Here is a 15,608-nt window from a genome sequence, read left to right as displayed (position 1 = left end):
TCGAACAAATCAGCGAAAGGCCCCGAAACCCCGTGCCACAAAGCTTCCGGCAACCTGACATCCTCGAAATCGCCCGCAGCGCGGGCAAGGTCACCGTCGACGGACTGGCCGCGCATTTCGGCGTCACCGTCCAGACCATTCGCCGCGACCTCACCGAACTCGCCGATGCCGGCAAGCTCGAACGCGTCCATGGCGGCGCCATCCTGCCCTCGGGCGTCAGCAATATCCTATACGAGGAACGTCGCCGCCTTCACGACAGCGCCAAACAGGCCATCGCCCGCGCTTGCGCCGCCACGATCCCCGACAGCGCCTCGCTGTTCCTCGATATCGGCACCACCGCCGAAGCCGTGGCACGCGCCTTGCTGGGGCATGAAAACCTGATGGTGGTGACCAACAACATGAACGTCGCGCAGATCCTGCTGGCCAATGAAAGCTGCGAGATCGTGGTCGCGGGCGGTACGCTTCGGCGCTCGGATCGCGGGCTGGTGGGCGCGCTGACCGCGCGCACCATCGCAGATTTCAAGTTCGATCATGCGATCCTTGGCTGCTCGGCGCTCGATCCCGATGGCGACATGCTCGATTTCGACATGCAGGAGGTGATCGTCGGCCAGACCCTCCTCAGCCGCTCACGCGAATGCATCCTCGTGGCCGATCATTCCAAGTTCGCCCGCAACGCCCCGATGCGGATCGGTTCGTTGTGCGATATCGACCAGTTCTTCACCGACAGCCCCCTGCCCGCGCCACTGGCCGAACGCTGCCGGGGCTGGGACACCCGTGTCTGCGTCGTTGATCCCTGAGCACCGCCGCTAACTGCCGTAAACCGCGCCCCAGCGCTCGATCAGCGCCTGTTGCAGCGTCTTGGCGCGACCGTTCCAACCGGCGGCACCCGGCGGGCGGCCCGCCGCCCCAAGATTCGCCTGCCGGCGTCGCCCCTGATTCGCGGCCAGGATCGCAAAGGCCAGTTCGCTGCCGTCCGGCGTGGTCATGTATCCTGACAGCGAGCTGACAAAGTAAAGCGTGCCGGTCTTTGCCACCACCTTGATCGGATTGCGCTTGTTGACCGCACCATTGTCGTCGCGCAGCGGAATTTCCTTCAGAATTGCGCGCAACTGGCCATCCCGGCGCGCCTTGACCATCGCCTGCGCCAGCGCCTCGGCGCTCAGCCGTGATTTCTCGCCCAAGCCCGAATGATCGACCAGCGACGCCGCCTCCATGCCCAGTTCGGTGCGCGCCCACCGGCTCATTTCGCGCGCCGAGGCTGCCAGCGACTGTGCCCGCCCGACGCGTTTGGCGCTGGCGGTCATGCCGATCAGTTCGGCCGTCAGGTTGTTGGAGTATTTCAGCATGTCGCGCAGCACCTCGCGCAACGGCGCGCTTTGATGCACGACCAGCGTCTTGCCCTTTGGCGGTTCGCGCAACGCCGCGCCCCCTTCAAGGACAATCCCGTGCGAGCGCACCAGGGTCGCGAACACTTCGGCGGCATAGGCTTCGGGCTTGCGCACCGGCAGCCATCGAGCGCCGCCATTGCCCAGCGCCGCATTCGCCACGGTCCAGGAATCGTGGTCGCCGCCGTCTCGGTATGTATAGACCGGCCCCTTGCGCTGCGACACCGCCATGCGTGCGATCGTGACCGCCGGGCGATTGGCCCGCGCGCGCGCGTCCATCGTCACCTGATAGCCGCTTCCACCGCGCTTCCATTCGAAATGCACGCGATTGAAATTGAGGTTCATCCCCGAGATCGACGGGTTGTAACCCGCATGTTCGGGCTGCGTCGGGTCGATTGTCCGCTCGAAGGGCAGCGCCCCGCCCCAGACGTGGAACCGCCCCCGCACCTCATGGACGCCCTTGCGCTTCAGTTCGGCGGCCATATCGGCCAGGGCATCGGTATCCAGCGTCGGATCGCCGCCGCCCGCCAGGATCAGATCGCCCTTGATGACCCCGTTCTCGATCGCTCCGGTCGTCAACAGCCGCGTGCTGAAACGGAAATCCGCACCCAGCGTGGCCAGCGCGTAAAGCGCCGTTACCGATTTGGTGACACTGGCCGGGGGCAGCCCGTCATGCGCGCCGCGCGTTTCCAGCATCAAGCCGGTTTTCACATCCATCACCGCGAAGGTGACGTCGCCCCCCAGCTTCGCCGACTCGACCAGCTTTTCGGCGCCCGGCGCGACGCGCGCCGCCTTACTGCCGGGCCTGGCCTGCGGGCGCAGCGATACCGCCGGCGCACCGGCCCATGCAACGGAAGCTCCCAGCGGCGCCAGCGCGCCAATGGCACCCAGCGCGCTTCCAAGGAAAACGCGTCTCGAAACAGGTCTGCTCATGATGCGAAAATAAGCCGAGCGCGGCGTCCAAGACAATCGGTTTCAGGCAGATTTCCGGGTTCAGCTCCGATCGCGGCCCGGCCATTCGCCCCGACGGCGCAGCCCTGTCGATGAAAGCGCGATCATCGGCACGTTCACAAAGCACCATGCCGGCACGTCACTTCGGCCCAGAAGTCGGCTGTCGCGCGTCGGAAGGCGCGCGAATCCATAGACCTTCGCGGCTTTGGACATGCGCGCCGAAATCCGCTGGCCGGGCCGGGCGAGAACCCCTACCGGCACGCGGTTCATGATCTCGCGCCAGTCCTGCCATTGATCGAACTGCACCAGGTTATCCGCGCCCATCAGCCAGACGAACCTCACGCCCGGCCGGGCATCTTGCAGCAGCCGCAGGGTCTGGGCGGTGTATCGCGTGCCAAGCTGTGCCTCGACATCGGTGACCGCAATGCGGGGGTGATCGACGATCTCGCGGCAGGCCTCCATACGCCGCTCCAGCGGGGCAGGCCCCTGCGCCTTGAGCGGATTGCCCGGACTGACCAGCCACCATACACGATCAAGGTCAAAACGGCGCAGCGCCTCGCGGCTGATATGCACATGCCCCGCATGGGGCGGATCGAAGGATCCTCCCAGCAGTCCGACCACCTGGCCGGGGCGTATATGTGGCAAAGCGATTTTCATCGTGCTTCCATCACCTTGGCACCAAGCTGCTGTCAAGCGCCAAGCCACGATTGACAGAGGTAAATAGTTTACCATAGTAAACCATCATGAGCCTCGATCCGATCTCCCGCATTCGCCGCTTCAACCGTGCAGTGACCCGTGAAACCGGCGTTCTGGACACGTCCTTCCTGGGGCGCGGGCGACCGCTCGGCGCGGCCCGCGTCCTTCATGCCATCGGCTTTAAGGGCGCCGATCTGGAAAGCGTCCGTGACGTTCTCGATCTCGAAAAGGCGCTGCTCAGCCGCTATCTCGGCATGCTGCGCGCCGAAGGACTGGTCACGCTCGCGACCTCCCCCGATGATGGCCGCCGCCGCGTCGCCCGCCTGACCGCGCAAGGACGGCGCGAGCTCGAGGCCTATGACACCCTTTCTGACGCCCGCGCCCGCAAGCTGCTGGATCGCCACCCCGATCCCGAAACGCTGCTCGCCGCGATGGACCTCGTCGCCTCGGCGCTCGGACGTGACCGTGTGACTTTCACGCGCGTCGACCCGCGCCAGGACGACGCCCGCCACTGCCTCGAATCCTACTATGCCGAGCTCGCCCGCCGCTTCGAGACCGGCTTCGATGTCAACCTGAGCTGCGACCCCGACGCAACCGACATGATCGCCCCGCGCGGCGCCTTCGTGCTGGCGCTCTCGGACGGCCTGCCGCTTGGCTGCGTCGGGCTCAAAGGCACTGATCTCGGCTATGGCGAGATAAAGCGCCTCTGGGTCGCCCCCGCCGCCCGTGGCATGGGCCTTGCGCACAGTCTGATGGCCGAAATCGAAACCGCTGCCCGCGACCTCGGCATCGCCAAGCTGCGGCTCGATACCAACTCGGCCCTGCCCGAGGCCGTCGCCCTTTACCGCAACAGCGGCTGGACCGAGATCGACCGCTTCAACGACGACCCCTACCCCGACCACTTCTTCGAAAAAACCCTCTGACCCCGCACCGCGCCCTTGGGTGATTGCTCCTGCGCGCCGCCTCGGCTATCACGGCCCGCGACACACGTTCACCCATCAGGAGCGGACAACAGATGGCAGCCTATCAATACGTCTATCACATGCAGGGCGTCTCCAAGACCTATCCCGGCGGCAAGAAATGCTTCGAGAACATCCATCTCAGCTTCCTGCCCGGCGTTAAGATCGGCGTCGTCGGCCCCAACGGTGCCGGCAAGTCGACCCTCATGAAGATCATGGCCGGACTCGACACCGACTTCACCGGCGAGGCCTGGGCTGCCGAAGGCGCCAAGGTCGGCTACCTGCCCCAGGAGCCCGAGCTCGACCCGAATCTCAGCGTGCGCGAGAATGTCATGCTGGGCGTCGCCACGAAAAAGGCCAAGCTCGACCGCTTCAACGAGTTGGCGATGAATTACTCGGACGAGACCGCCGACGAGATGGCCGCGCTCCAGGACGAGATCGACAGCCAGAACCTCTGGGATCTGGACGCCCAGATCGATGTCAGCCTCGAGGCGCTGCGCTGCCCGCCCGACGACGCCGATGTCACCAGCCTCTCGGGCGGTGAAAAACGTCGCGTCGCGCTGTGCAAGCTGCTTCTCGAAGCGCCCGACATGCTGCTGCTGGACGAACCGACCAACCACCTGGACGCGGAAACCATCGCCTGGCTGCAACAGCATCTGATCGACTACAAGGGCACCATCCTGATCGTCACCCATGACCGCTATTTCTTGGATGATATCACCGGTTGGATCCTCGAACTCGACCGTGGCCGCGGCATCCCCTACGAGGGCAACTATTCGGCATGGCTGGAACAGAAGGCCAAGCGCCTTCAGCAGGAGGCGCGCGAGGACAAGTCGCGCCAGAAGACGCTGGAACGCGAGCTGGAATGGATGCGCCAGGGCCAGAAGGCCCGACAGGCCAAATCCAAAGCCCGGATCAACGCCTATAACGACCTCGCCAACCAGTCCGAGCGCGAGAAACTGGCCCGCGCCCAGATCGTCATCCCCAACGGGCCGCGCCTTGGTTCCAAAGTGATCGAGGTGAACGGCCTCAAGAAACACATGGGCGACAAGCTGTTGATCGAGGATCTGAGCTTTTCGCTGCCGCCTGGCGGCATCGTCGGGGTGATCGGCCCCAACGGCGCTGGCAAGTCGACGCTGTTCAAGGTGCTGACCGGGCAGGAAGCGCCCGACGAAGGCACGGTCGAATATGGCGACACGGTCTCGCTCAGCTACGTGGACCAGTCGCGCGACGACCTCAAGGATGGCGAAACCGTCTGGGAAGCGATCACCGGGGGCGCCGAGATCATCCAGCTGGGCGATGCGCAGATGAATTCGCGCGCCTATTGCTCGGCCTTCAACTTCAAGGGCGGCGACCAGCAAAAGAAGGTCTCTCTCCTGTCGGGGGGCGAACGCAACCGCGTCCACATGGCGCGGCTGCTGAAATCGGGCGGCAACGTGCTGCTGCTCGACGAGCCGACCAACGATCTCGATGTCGAGACGCTGCGTGCGCTCGAGGACGCGCTGGTGGATTTCGCCGGCTGCGCCGTGGTCATCAGCCACGACCGTTTCTTCCTCGACCGCATCTGCACGCATATCCTCGCCTTCGAGGGCGAGGCGCATGTGGAATGGTTCGAGGGCAATTTCGAGGATTACGAGGAAGACAAGAAACGCCGCCTCGGGCCGGACGCGCTTGAGCCCAAGCGGATCAAGCACAAGAAGTTCGCGCGGTAAGCATTTCGTCGGTGGCATGAGCGCCTTGCCATCCCGCGCATCGCGCAGGCCGGGGTTCACCCCGGCCAACCTTCCCCGTCGCACCGCATGAAACGCCGCGCGCACCCGCGCCGGGGTAAAACCCCGGCCTACTCTCCGAACATGCCCTCCCGAACAGCTCCGCCCCAGTCCGATCCTCACCCTGCCAAAAAGCGCATCCGAGTCGGTCAGCCGTAGGCCGGGGGTCACCCCGGCCAACCTCTCCCATCGCACTCCATGAAACGCCGCGCGCACCCGCGCCGGGGTAAAACCCCGGCCTACTCTCCGAATATGCCGTGCAGAATCACGCCTGCCCATTCGGGATCGACCCGCCCCAACCGCATATCGCGGTGAATCGACGAGTACGGCCAATCCACCGCCCGCGCGGTGAATCCATGCTTCACCGGGTTGTTCCAGCAATACCGGACATGGGCGTTGAAATCCGCCTCATCCCGGATGGGATGCTCCCAGAAACGACGCTGCCAGAGCGCAACCTCACCCTTATCCTGGCGCAGACCGGGGTTTACCCCGGCATATTGCCCCGCCCGGACCACCGGGAACCGGGGCCAGGTCACGGCCTCCGCCTGACGCACCCCATGGGTAAACCGCGCCTTGATCGCACCCCACCGGACCGCATAGCCGCTATCGCCTTCGGGCAGTGTCCAGACCGCATGCATGTGATCGGGCAGCACGACCCAGGCATCCACATGAAATGGCCGCTCAGCCATGGTCGCGCGCACGGCGGCGCGCAGCCGGGCAATCTCCTCGACCAGAAGCCTGCTGCCCCGTACGGACAGAGTGACCGTGAAAAAGATGGATGCCCCCGGGATCGCGGGCCGGATGTAGCGCGACATGGCCCGATCAAACCCGACCTGGTTTAACTTTGCGTTACCGGCATCCCCGCCGATTTCGCTTGCCTGAACGCCGGTTATCTGTCATACGGCCCGTGCTAAGTTACTCTATTTCGACCCACTGTCTCCCTTCAAACGGCGCTCAGTCAATCGATCCAGACGACGACGCCAGGCTGCCGCAATATCGCGGGCAGCATATATCTAGGAGACAACGGATGGCCAATGGCACCGTAAAATGGTTCAACACAACCAAAGGCTTCGGCTTTATCGCACCTGAAACAGGCGGCAAAGACGTTTTCGTTCACATCAGCGCCGTCGAGCGTTCGGGCCTGACCGGCCTGGCAGACGACCAGAAAGTGACCTACGACGTCGAAGCAGGCCGTGACGGCCGCGAAAGCGCGACCAACCTGCAGCTGGCCTGAGGCCACTGACCGCCCAAGCGGCGACAGGTGAATGTTTGGGGGGCGGGCCAATGGTCCGCCCCCTTCGCGTTTCAGGGATGTTTTCCGGCACGCTCAGCCCGGCGTCACGGGGCCTTCCCCGCCACCGTCATCCTCGCCGCTGCTGATCCTGCCGCCGCTCTCAAGCCAGGCCCGCTCGTTCTCGCCGATCGCTTCCCCCGCGTCCGGCTCGCCCTGCGCTGCCTGCGCGTCGTCGGGGCCGGGCTCCCTGTAACCCAGCCGTTTCTTCAGATGTTCATCCAGTTGCACCTCGCCCGCGATCTTCATCTGCGCCCATGTGGCCAGAAGCCGGTTGATCCGCGCCTGATAGCCTTTTCCCATCGCCCGGTAGAAACGCACCACCGAACGATCGAGGTAAAGCGTGACCTTCTGCTTCTTCTCCTCGACATCCAGATCGGCCTCCAGCGTGTGCCAGGCCTCGGGCACCTCGTCCGCGATCACCGAGGTGATCCAGCCGTCGCGATGCAGGTGAATGAGGTTCCTCATCAGCCCTTCGCGGGCGATACGCTCGGTCTTGGTCATGCGCGGTGGCTGGCGGGTGGTCTTGCTGGTCATCGCCTGTCTCCTCTGGGCGCGGACAACCTGCCGGCAAAAGGGTTAACAAGCCCCGACCCGGGCGCGCGCAGCCACCGATACGATGCCGGCGCGATACCGACGTGATGCCGATACCATGCTTGTCGGGATTCTTTGACGGTCACCGGGTTTTGATTTTTCCTTTCCTCAGGCGCAGACTATACGTCGCCATGAGCAAACGAGGGATTCAATGATGTTCAACCGACGTTTTTTCATCGGGGCGGGCCTCGCTGCTGCCAGCCTTCCCGCCACCGCACAGGCCTTTGAACTTGAAGAGAAATTCAAACCAACCCAAGTGCGTGTTTCCGCAGAATACCAGCCCGGCCAGCTTCTGGTGCTGCCGCGTGCGCATTTCCTCTACTTCGTCACCGCCCCCCGCCAGGCAATCCGCTACGGCGTCGGCGTCGGCAAGGCCGGCCTCCAATTCACCGGCACCGCAACCATCGACGTCAAAAAAAAATGGCCCACCTGGCGCCCCACCGAGGAAATGATCGAACGCGACCCTCGCGCTTACGGGCGCTTTAAGGATAATGACTATATCCAGCCCGGCGGGCCGGAAAACCCATTGGGCGCGCGGGCGCTTTACCTGTTCCAGAACGGGCGCGACACTTATTTCCGCATTCACGGCACCAATGCACCGCGCTCGATCGGCCAGTCGGTCTCGAACGGTTGCATCCGGATGCTGAACGAGCATGTGAAGGACCTTTACGAGCGCGTCCCCATAGGCACGGTCGTGACCGTCATCTGACTCCGCCACGAGGCCGGCAGAGAACTGGATTCCGCAGCTTTCCCCTTGCAGGACCGATTTGCACGTTCCATATTCTTCGTGCGACGTTACCTCTATCGACCATCTGCTCCGACCACGGCTCAGTCACTCGATCTTGCTCTGACTTAGCCGGGCTGCCGCACTCGGGCGGGCAGCGAAAACCAAAGGAGAAATCGGATGGCCAATGGCACCGTCAAATGGTTCAATACAACGAAGGGCTACGGCTTCATCGCCCCTGAGGGCGGCGGCAAGGACGTTTTCGTCCATATTTCGGCTGTCGAGCGCGCAGGGCTGACCGGCCTCGCCGACAACCAGAAAGTGACCTTCGACATCGAAGCTGGCCGCGATGGCCGCGAGTCCGCATCGAATATCGCGCTGGCCTGAGCCCGCGTATTCGCATGTGACACTTGCGGGCCCCTCTCCGGGGCCCGTTTTCATTTGGCGCGCGCCACCAGTTCCCTGACGGCGGGGCCAAGCGCCTCGGCGATACGCCCCACGCCCTGCGCATTGGGATGAATGCCATCGGGCTGGAAGAAGCGGCGCGCCTCGGCCGGATCGTCCTCGTTCAGACCGGAAAAGAAATTCCTGAAGAGAAGCGTGTCGTATTCCTGTGCCAGTTCGGGATAGATCGCTTCAAACGCCGCCTTGTAATCTGGGCCGTAATTGCCCGGCGCCGACATGCCGACAAGCAGAACCTCAACGCCCTCTGACTTTGCGGTCTTCAAGATCCGCTCCAGATTGGCGCGGGCGACCTCCGGGTCGATGCCGCGCAAGAGGTCGTTTGCGCCAAGCGCGACGATCATGGCGCCAACCTCGGGTGTCAGGCTCCAGTCCACGCGCGCGGCACCGCCTGCCGTCGTATCCCCCGAAACACCACCATTGATCAGCTCGGCCTCGACCCCTTGCGCTTCAAGCCAACGCTCAAGCTGCGGCACCAGCCCCTGCTCTTCGGGGAGACCATAGCCCTGCGTCAGGCTATCCCCTAGCGCAAGCACCGTCACCGGATCGGCCATGGCGGCAGGTGCTGCGACAAAAAGAAAGGCAGCTGCCACCTTGCCCCCCAGCAGGCATACACCATATGACAGAAAGTTCTTTGTAATCAGGCGCAGCTGCATGACCGATCCCGTCCTTTCACTCAATGACGCCGCGCTTTCGCTTCAGGGCAATGCGGGGCTTGTCCGGATACTCCACGGGATAACCCTGGATGTCCAGAAAGGCGAAACGCTCGGCCTTGTTGGCCCCTCGGGTTCCGGCAAGTCTTCGCTTCTGATGCTGATGGGCGGGCTTGAGCGGGCCAGTTCAGGGCAGGTCCTCGCGCTTGGCCATGATCTTTCCGATATGAACGAGGATCAACTGGCGCGGCTGCGGCGTGATCATTTCGGCGTGGTCTTCCAGTCCTTCCACCTGATTCCCACGATGACGGCGCTTGAGAACGTCGCTGCACCGCTGGAACTGGCAGGGCACCCCGATGCGTTCAAGCGCGCCGCCGAGGAACTGGAAGCGGTCGGCCTGTCTGACCGGGGCGAGCATTACCCCTCGCAACTTTCGGGTGGAGAACAGCAGCGTGTTGCCCTTGCCCGCGCAGCAGCACCCCGTCCCGACATCGTGCTGGCGGATGAACCCACCGGCAACCTCGACGGCGTCACGGGCGCGTCGATCATCGAGCTTCTCTTCGACCTCAGCCGTCGGCATGGCGCAACCCTGGTGCTCGTCACACATGCGCCCGATCTTGCGGCACGTTGCGACAGGGTGGTGGAACTGGTGGATGGGTGCCTTTCCGACATGGCCCGGGTGCCTGCATGAGGCTACTGACGGCGATGCGCTTTGCGCGGCGCGAACTGCGCGGCGGCTTGCGCGGTTTTCGCATTTTCCTTGGCTGCGTGATCCTGGGCGTCGCCGCCATCGCCGCTATCGGCACCGTGCGTGAGAGCATCACCACCGGGCTGGCACAGGAGGGGGCGGTCCTGTTGGGCGGCGATGCGGAAATCGAGCTGACCTATCGTTTCGCCACGCCAGCCGAGCGCGAATGGATGAATAACAAAGCCGAGCGCGTCTCGGAGATCGCCGATTTCCGCTCGATGGCGGTGTCGCCGGACGGCGAGCGGAGCCTCACGCAGATCAAGGCGGTCGACAGCGCCTACCCCCTTTTGGGACAGATCGAACTGTCACCCGAGATGGCACTGGATCAGGCGCTTGCAGGACAGGACGGCACTCCCGGTGCGGTGATGGACCCCCTTCTGAGTGCAAAACTGGGGCTGGAGCCCGGCGACAGGTTCAAGCTGGGTTCGAATGACTATGTTCTGAGCGCTGAAATCATGCGTGAGCCTGATAATGCGACGGCTGGCTTCAGCCTTGGCCCGCGCACCATCGTTCAGACCGACGCGCTGGATGGGTCGGGCCTGCTCGGACCCGGAACACTTTTTTCCACGCATTACCGCATGGACCTTCCCGCCAGCGCCGATCTGGCGGGTTTGCAGCGGGAGGTCGAAGCCGCCTTTCCCGATAGCGGACTGCGCTGGAGCGATGCGCGCAATGGCGCGCCGCGCGTGGCGGAGTTCGTGAACCGACTGGGCGCGTTCTTGGTGCTTGTCGGCCTCTCGGGGCTGGCCGTGGGAGGCGTCGGAATCTCTGCGGCGCTGCGGGCCTATCTGGCGACCAAGACCGAAACGATCGCCACGCTGCGCACGTTGGGCGCGGACCGGCAGACCATCTTCCTGACCTATTTCCTCCAGATCGGCGTGCTGGCCTGTCTGGGTCTCGTGCTGGGTCTGGGTCTGGGCGTCGGAACACCGATCCTTCTGGCACCGCTGATCGAGTCGCGTTTGCCGGTGCCCGCGGTGTTCGCGCCCTATCCCGGCCCGATGGGCGAGGCGGTGCTTTACTCGGTGCTGACGGTCCTGATCTTCACTCTCTGGCCGCTGGCAAGGGCACAGGATATCCGCGCGGCAACCCTGTTTCGCGATGCGTTTGGCGCGGGGCAAGCGCTGCCGCGTTGGCCCTATCTGGTGACCATCGCCCTGTTGACGGGCGCGTTGCTAAGTGCGGCGACGTGGTTTTCAGGCAATCTCATGCTGACGATGTGGACTGCGGGTGGCATCGCCGGGGCACTGGTTTTGCTTGGCCTTGCCGCGATCGCTATCCGACAGGGCGCACGGCGGCTGAAAACCGCGGCGCGCGGGCGTCCCGCGCTTGGCTGGGCGCTTGCGGCCATCGGCGGGCCAGGCAGCACCGCGGGTCCGGTGGTCCTATCGCTTGGTCTGGGCCTCTCGGTGCTGGCCGCCGTTGGCCAGATCGACCAGAATCTGCGAAGCGCGATCTCGCGCGATTTGCCGGCCCGCGCCCCGGCCTATTTCTTCGTCGACATCCAGAAAGACCAGATGCCCGGTTTCATGGAGCGGCTCGAAAGTGACCCGGCAGTGACCGGGATCGACTCGGCCCCGATGCTGCGCGGTATCCTGACACGGATCAACGAACGCCCGGCGAATGAGGTCGCAGGCGGCCATTGGGTGATCGAGGGCGACCGCGGCATCAGCTATGCCGCCGAGCTGCCAGACCGCACCACCCTGACCGAAGGCGACTGGTGGGGGGCCGGATATGACGGACCGCCCCAGATTAGTTTCGCCGCCGAGGAGGCTGCCGAGATCGGGCTGAAGCTGGGTGACGTGATCACCGTCAACATCCTTGGCCGCGACATCAACGCCACGCTGACATCGCTGCGCGAGGTCGATTTCTCGACCGCGGGAATGGGTTTCGTCATGGTCATGAACCCCGCCTCACTGGAGGCCGCCCCCCATACATTCATCGCCACGGTCTATGCTGAACCCGAGGCCGAAGCGGCGATCCTGCGCGACCTGTCGGGGCAGTTCCCCAACATCACCGCGATCCGCGTGCGGGACGCCATCGACCGGGTGTCTGGGGTCCTCGCGGGGCTGGCCTCGGCCACCGCCTGGGGCGCGACCGCGACCTTGCTGACCGGGTTTCTAGTGCTGATCGGGGCGGCGGCCGCAGATCAAACCGCACGCACACGCGAAGCAGCGATCCTCAAGGCGATAGGTGCCAGTCGCGCCCGCATTCTGCAAAGCCTCGCGCTGCGCGCAGCGCTTCTGGGGGCGGCGGCCGGGCTTATCGCCCTTGCGACTGGAATCGCCGGTGGATGGGCCGTGACCTATTTCGTGATGGATACGGATTTTGCCGTCGCCTGGGGCTCGGCGGTGATGATCGTCAGCGGCGGGGCGCTGATAAGCCTTCTGGCCGGTCTGGGCTTTGCGTGGCGGCCTATGAAGGCGCGCCCCGCACGCATTCTTCGCGCAAGGGAATAGCGCAGGCAGGCAGGCGGCCCGGCTTGGCCCGCCTGCCCGCTTTTCGCTTATTCGGCGCTTATTCGGCAGCGTCCGCGTAGCTTTCCATCGGCGGGCAGGTGCAGATCAGGTGCCTGTCGCCATAGACATTGTCGACGCGGTTGACCGGCGGCCAATACTTGTCCACCCGGAAAGCGCCGGGCGGAAAGCAGCCTTGCTCGCGGCGATAGGGGCGATCCCAGTCTCCGACCAGATCCTCGACCGTGTGGGGCGCGTTCCTGAGCGGGTTGTTCTCACGGTCGCTGCGGCCTTCCTCAATGTCGCGAATCTCCTGCCGGATCGCCAGCATCGCATCGCAGAAGCGGTCCAACTCGGCCTTGGTTTCGCTTTCGGTGGGTTCGACCATCAGCGTCCCCGCCACCGGAAAGCTCATGGTCGGCGCGTGGAAGCCGCAATCGACCAGCCGCTTGGCGATATCGTCCACGCTGACGCCTGCGCTTTTCTCGAAGGGGCGCGTGTCGAGAATGCACTCATGCGCCACGCGACCCGTCGGCCCCTTGTAAAGCACGTCATAGGCGCCCTCGAGCCGCTTGGCGATGTAGTTGGCATTCAGAATGGCCACGCGCGTCGCCTGCGTGAGCCCCTCGCCGCCCATCATAAGGCAATAGGCCCAGGAGATCGGCAAGAGTGACGGCGAGCCATAGGGCGCGGCCGAGACCGGCCCCTCGGTGCCGTCCGTCACCGGGTGGCCGGGCAAATGTGGTACCAGATGTTCCTTAACACCGATCGGCCCCATGCCGGGACCGCCACCGCCATGCGGGATGCAGAAGGTCTTATGCAGGTTGAGATGGCTGACGTCGCCGCCCACATCGCCGGGGCGCGCCAACCCCACCATGGCATTCATGTTGGCACCGTCGATATAGACCTGTCCGCCATATTCATGGGTGATGTCGCAGACCTCGCGCACGGTCTCTTCGAAGACACCATGGGTCGAGGGGTAGGTGATCATGCAGCCCACCAGATTATCGGCATGCTCTTGCGCCTTGGCGCGGAAATCGTCGACGTCGATATCACCGTTCGCAGCCGATTTGACGACCACCACGTCCCAGCCCACCATATGGGCGCTGGCCGGGTTAGTGCCATGCGCGCTCATCGGGATAAGGCAGATCCTGCGATGCCCTTCGCCATTGGCGCGGTGCCAGGCGGAGATCGTCAACAGACCCGCATACTCCCCCTGCGCGCCGGAATTGGGCTGCATCGAGATCGCCGCGTAACCGGTTATGCTGCACAGTTTGGCGCTCAGATCGTCGATCATCTCACGATAACCTGCCGCCTGATCCTTGGGCACGAAGGGATGCAGCAACGAGAACTCACGCCAGCTCACCGGCATCATCTCGGCAGCGGAATTGAGCTTCATCGTGCAGGAGCCAAGCGGGATCATAGCGCGATCCAGCGCCAGATCACGATCCGCAAGGCGTCGCATGTAGCGCATCATCTCGGTCTCGGCGCGGTTCATATGAAAAATCGGGTGCGTCAGGTAATCGGATGACCGCAGCAAGGAATCCGGCATCCGGTATTCAGGGGCGAAATCGCTATCCTCCATGACGATCCCGAAGGCGCGCCAGACAGCTTCGATCGTGGCCGGGCGGGTGCGCTCGTCAAGCGCAATGCCGATCTTGGTATCGCCGACGCGTCGCAGGTTCACCCCCTCGCGCACCGCCGCCTGAAGCACGCCGCGCTGCAACAGCCCGACATCGACGGTGATCGTGTCGAAGAAGGTGTCCGGCTCGACATGAAATCCCGCCGCCTCTAGCCCCCTTGCAAGGCGCACGGTCTTGCGGTGGATGCGCTGCGCGATCGCCTTCAGGCCCTTGGGCCCGTGAAACACCGCATACATCGACGCCATCACCGCCAGAAGCGCCTGCGCGGTGCAGACATTCGACGTGGCCTTTTCGCGGCGGATATGCTGTTCGCGGGTCTGAAGCGCCAGCCGGTAGGCGCGGTTGCCGTGACTGTCCACCGAGACCCCGACGAGACGCCCCGGCAGGGCGCGCTTGTAAGCTTCCTTGGTGGCCATGTAGGCGGCATGCGGGCCGCCATAGCCCATCGGCACGCCGAAGCGCTGTGTCGAACCCACGGCGATATCAGCGCCCATTGCGCCCGGTTCCTTGAGCAGGGTCAGCGCCATCGGATCTGCGCTCACGATACCGATCGCTCTGGCCTCGTGCAGGGCCGCCATTTCGCCCGAGAAGTCGCGCAGATGCCCATGCGTGCCCGGATACTGGAAGATCGCGCCGAAGACCTTGTCGGCCTCCATCTCATCTGGTGCGCCGACGATGATCTCGATATCCAGAGGGGCGGCGCGGGTGCGCATGACGGCGATGTTCTGCGGGTGGCAGTTTTCGTCGATGAAGAACGCCTTCGCCTTCGATTTCGCGACCCGCTGCGCCATGGTCATCGCCTCGGCTGCGGCGGTGGATTCATCGAGAAGCGATGCATTGGCGATCTCGAGTCCGGTGAGGTCGCTGACCATGGTCTGAAAGTTCAGCAGGGCCTCAAGCCGCCCTTGGCTGATCTCGGGCTGATAGGGCGTGTAGGCGGTATACCAGGCCGGGTTCTCGAGGATGTTGCGCTGGATCGCGGGCGGCGTGACCGTTCCGTGATAGCCCTGACCGATCAACGAAATCAGCACCTTGTTCTTGTCCGCAACCTTGCGCATGTGGTGCAGCAATTCGCGTTCGGACATCGGCTTGCCGAAATCGAGCGGTTCCTCCTGGCGGATCGACCTGGGAACCGTGTCGTCAATCAACGCCTCAAGGTTATCCACCCCCAAAACGTCCAGCATCTGCGCCATTTCATCGGGCGAGGGGCCGATATGGCGGCGGTTGGCGAAATCATACGGCAGATAGTCGATCGGCTCGAAAGGCATGGTCTGTCC

14 protein-coding genes are annotated in these 15,608 nt (G+C 64.1%); 8 read left to right on the top strand and 6 right to left on the bottom strand.

The window, feature by feature from the left end:
- Positions 1-32: 32 nt before the first annotated feature.
- On the top strand, positions 33-797 hold the full coding sequence (locus tag N5A93_RS09325) for a DeoR/GlpR family DNA-binding transcription regulator (RefSeq protein ID WP_268954813.1): 765 nt from the start codon (positions 33-35) through the stop codon (positions 795-797).
- 9 nt (positions 798-806) lie between these two features.
- On the opposite strand, the gene dacB is transcribed toward N5A93_RS09325, so the two are convergent.
- Together dacB and N5A93_RS09315 are read right to left on the bottom strand one after the other, a co-directional pair.
- The gene (gene dacB, locus N5A93_RS09320) at positions 807-2,318 is read right to left on the bottom strand and encodes a D-alanyl-D-alanine carboxypeptidase/D-alanyl-D-alanine endopeptidase (RefSeq protein WP_268954812.1); all 1,512 of its coding nucleotides are present in this window, start codon (positions 2,316-2,318) and stop codon (positions 807-809) included.
- Positions 2,319-2,378: 60 nt separating this feature from the next.
- Positions 2,379-2,993, bottom strand: a complete 615-nt coding sequence (locus N5A93_RS09315) for a nicotinate-nucleotide adenylyltransferase (protein WP_268954811.1) — start codon at positions 2,991-2,993, stop codon at positions 2,379-2,381.
- A gap of 86 nt (positions 2,994-3,079) precedes the next feature.
- On the opposite strand from N5A93_RS09315, the gene N5A93_RS09310 reads away from it, so the two are divergent.
- Together N5A93_RS09310 and ettA are read left to right on the top strand one after the other, a co-directional pair.
- Positions 3,080-3,955: a bifunctional helix-turn-helix transcriptional regulator/GNAT family N-acetyltransferase gene (locus N5A93_RS09310; protein ID WP_268954810.1), complete on the top strand. Its 876-nt coding sequence runs from the start codon at positions 3,080-3,082 to the stop codon at positions 3,953-3,955.
- Positions 3,956-4,047: 92 nt separating this feature from the next.
- Positions 4,048-5,703 (top strand): energy-dependent translational throttle protein EttA, encoded by a 1,656-nt coding sequence (gene ettA, locus N5A93_RS09305; protein ID WP_268954809.1) that lies wholly within the window; start codon positions 4,048-4,050, stop codon positions 5,701-5,703.
- 296 nt (positions 5,704-5,999) lie between these two features.
- Here the strand turns inward: ettA and N5A93_RS09300 are convergent, their stop codons facing one another.
- Entirely contained in the window at positions 6,000-6,575 is a 576-nt protein-coding gene (locus tag N5A93_RS09300; protein WP_268954808.1) for an REP-associated tyrosine transposase, read from the bottom strand.
- Between the two features lie 212 nt (positions 6,576-6,787).
- Here N5A93_RS09300 and N5A93_RS09295 point away from each other — a divergent pair, with 212 nt between their 5' ends.
- A complete protein-coding gene (locus N5A93_RS09295; protein ID WP_085815897.1) occupies positions 6,788-6,994 on the top strand; it encodes a cold-shock protein in 207 nt (68 codons plus the stop codon).
- Between the two features lie 93 nt (positions 6,995-7,087).
- Here N5A93_RS09295 and N5A93_RS09290 read toward each other — a convergent pair whose 3' ends face one another.
- Positions 7,088-7,588 carry a BrnA antitoxin family protein gene (locus N5A93_RS09290; protein WP_268954807.1) on the bottom strand — a complete coding sequence of 167 codons (501 nt, stop codon included), beginning with the start codon at positions 7,586-7,588 and terminating at the stop codon, positions 7,088-7,090.
- Between the two features lie 211 nt (positions 7,589-7,799).
- Here N5A93_RS09290 and N5A93_RS09285 point away from each other — a divergent pair, with 211 nt between their 5' ends.
- Both N5A93_RS09285 and N5A93_RS09280 read left to right on the top strand, forming a co-directional pair.
- On the top strand, positions 7,800-8,354 hold the full coding sequence (locus N5A93_RS09285) for a L,D-transpeptidase (RefSeq protein WP_268954806.1): 555 nt from the start codon (positions 7,800-7,802) through the stop codon (positions 8,352-8,354).
- Positions 8,355-8,549: 195 nt separating this feature from the next.
- Entirely contained in the window at positions 8,550-8,756 is a 207-nt protein-coding gene (locus N5A93_RS09280; RefSeq protein WP_085815894.1) for a cold-shock protein, read from the top strand.
- 50 nt (positions 8,757-8,806) lie between these two features.
- On the opposite strand, the gene N5A93_RS09275 is transcribed toward N5A93_RS09280, so the two are convergent.
- On the bottom strand, positions 8,807-9,487 hold the full coding sequence (locus N5A93_RS09275) for an arylesterase (protein ID WP_268954805.1): 681 nt from the start codon (positions 9,485-9,487) through the stop codon (positions 8,807-8,809).
- Between N5A93_RS09275 and N5A93_RS09270 the strand changes: the two genes are divergently transcribed.
- Both N5A93_RS09270 and N5A93_RS09265 read left to right on the top strand, forming a co-directional pair.
- On the top strand, positions 9,486-10,175 hold the full coding sequence (locus tag N5A93_RS09270) for an ABC transporter ATP-binding protein (RefSeq protein ID WP_268954804.1): 690 nt from the start codon (positions 9,486-9,488) through the stop codon (positions 10,173-10,175). The genes N5A93_RS09275 and N5A93_RS09270 overlap by 2 nt on opposite strands.
- Positions 10,172-12,691, top strand: a complete 2,520-nt coding sequence (locus N5A93_RS09265) for an ABC transporter permease (protein ID WP_268954803.1) — start codon at positions 10,172-10,174, stop codon at positions 12,689-12,691. Before N5A93_RS09270 ends, N5A93_RS09265 begins: the two co-directional genes overlap by 4 nt.
- 58 nt (positions 12,692-12,749) lie before the next feature.
- On the opposite strand, the gene gcvP is transcribed toward N5A93_RS09265, so the two are convergent.
- Positions 12,750-15,599, bottom strand: coding sequence for an aminomethyl-transferring glycine dehydrogenase (gene gcvP, locus N5A93_RS09260; protein ID WP_268954802.1), 2,850 nt, complete (start codon positions 15,597-15,599; stop codon positions 12,750-12,752).
- Positions 15,600-15,608: the final 9 nt, after the last annotated feature.

Source organism: Roseovarius salincola (genome assembly GCF_026891095.1).
Taxonomy (GTDB): Bacteria; Pseudomonadota; Alphaproteobacteria; order Rhodobacterales; family Rhodobacteraceae; genus Roseovarius; species Roseovarius salincola.
The sequence above is the reverse complement of the archived record's forward strand: the minus strand, read 5'-3'. Positions and strand labels throughout refer to the sequence as shown.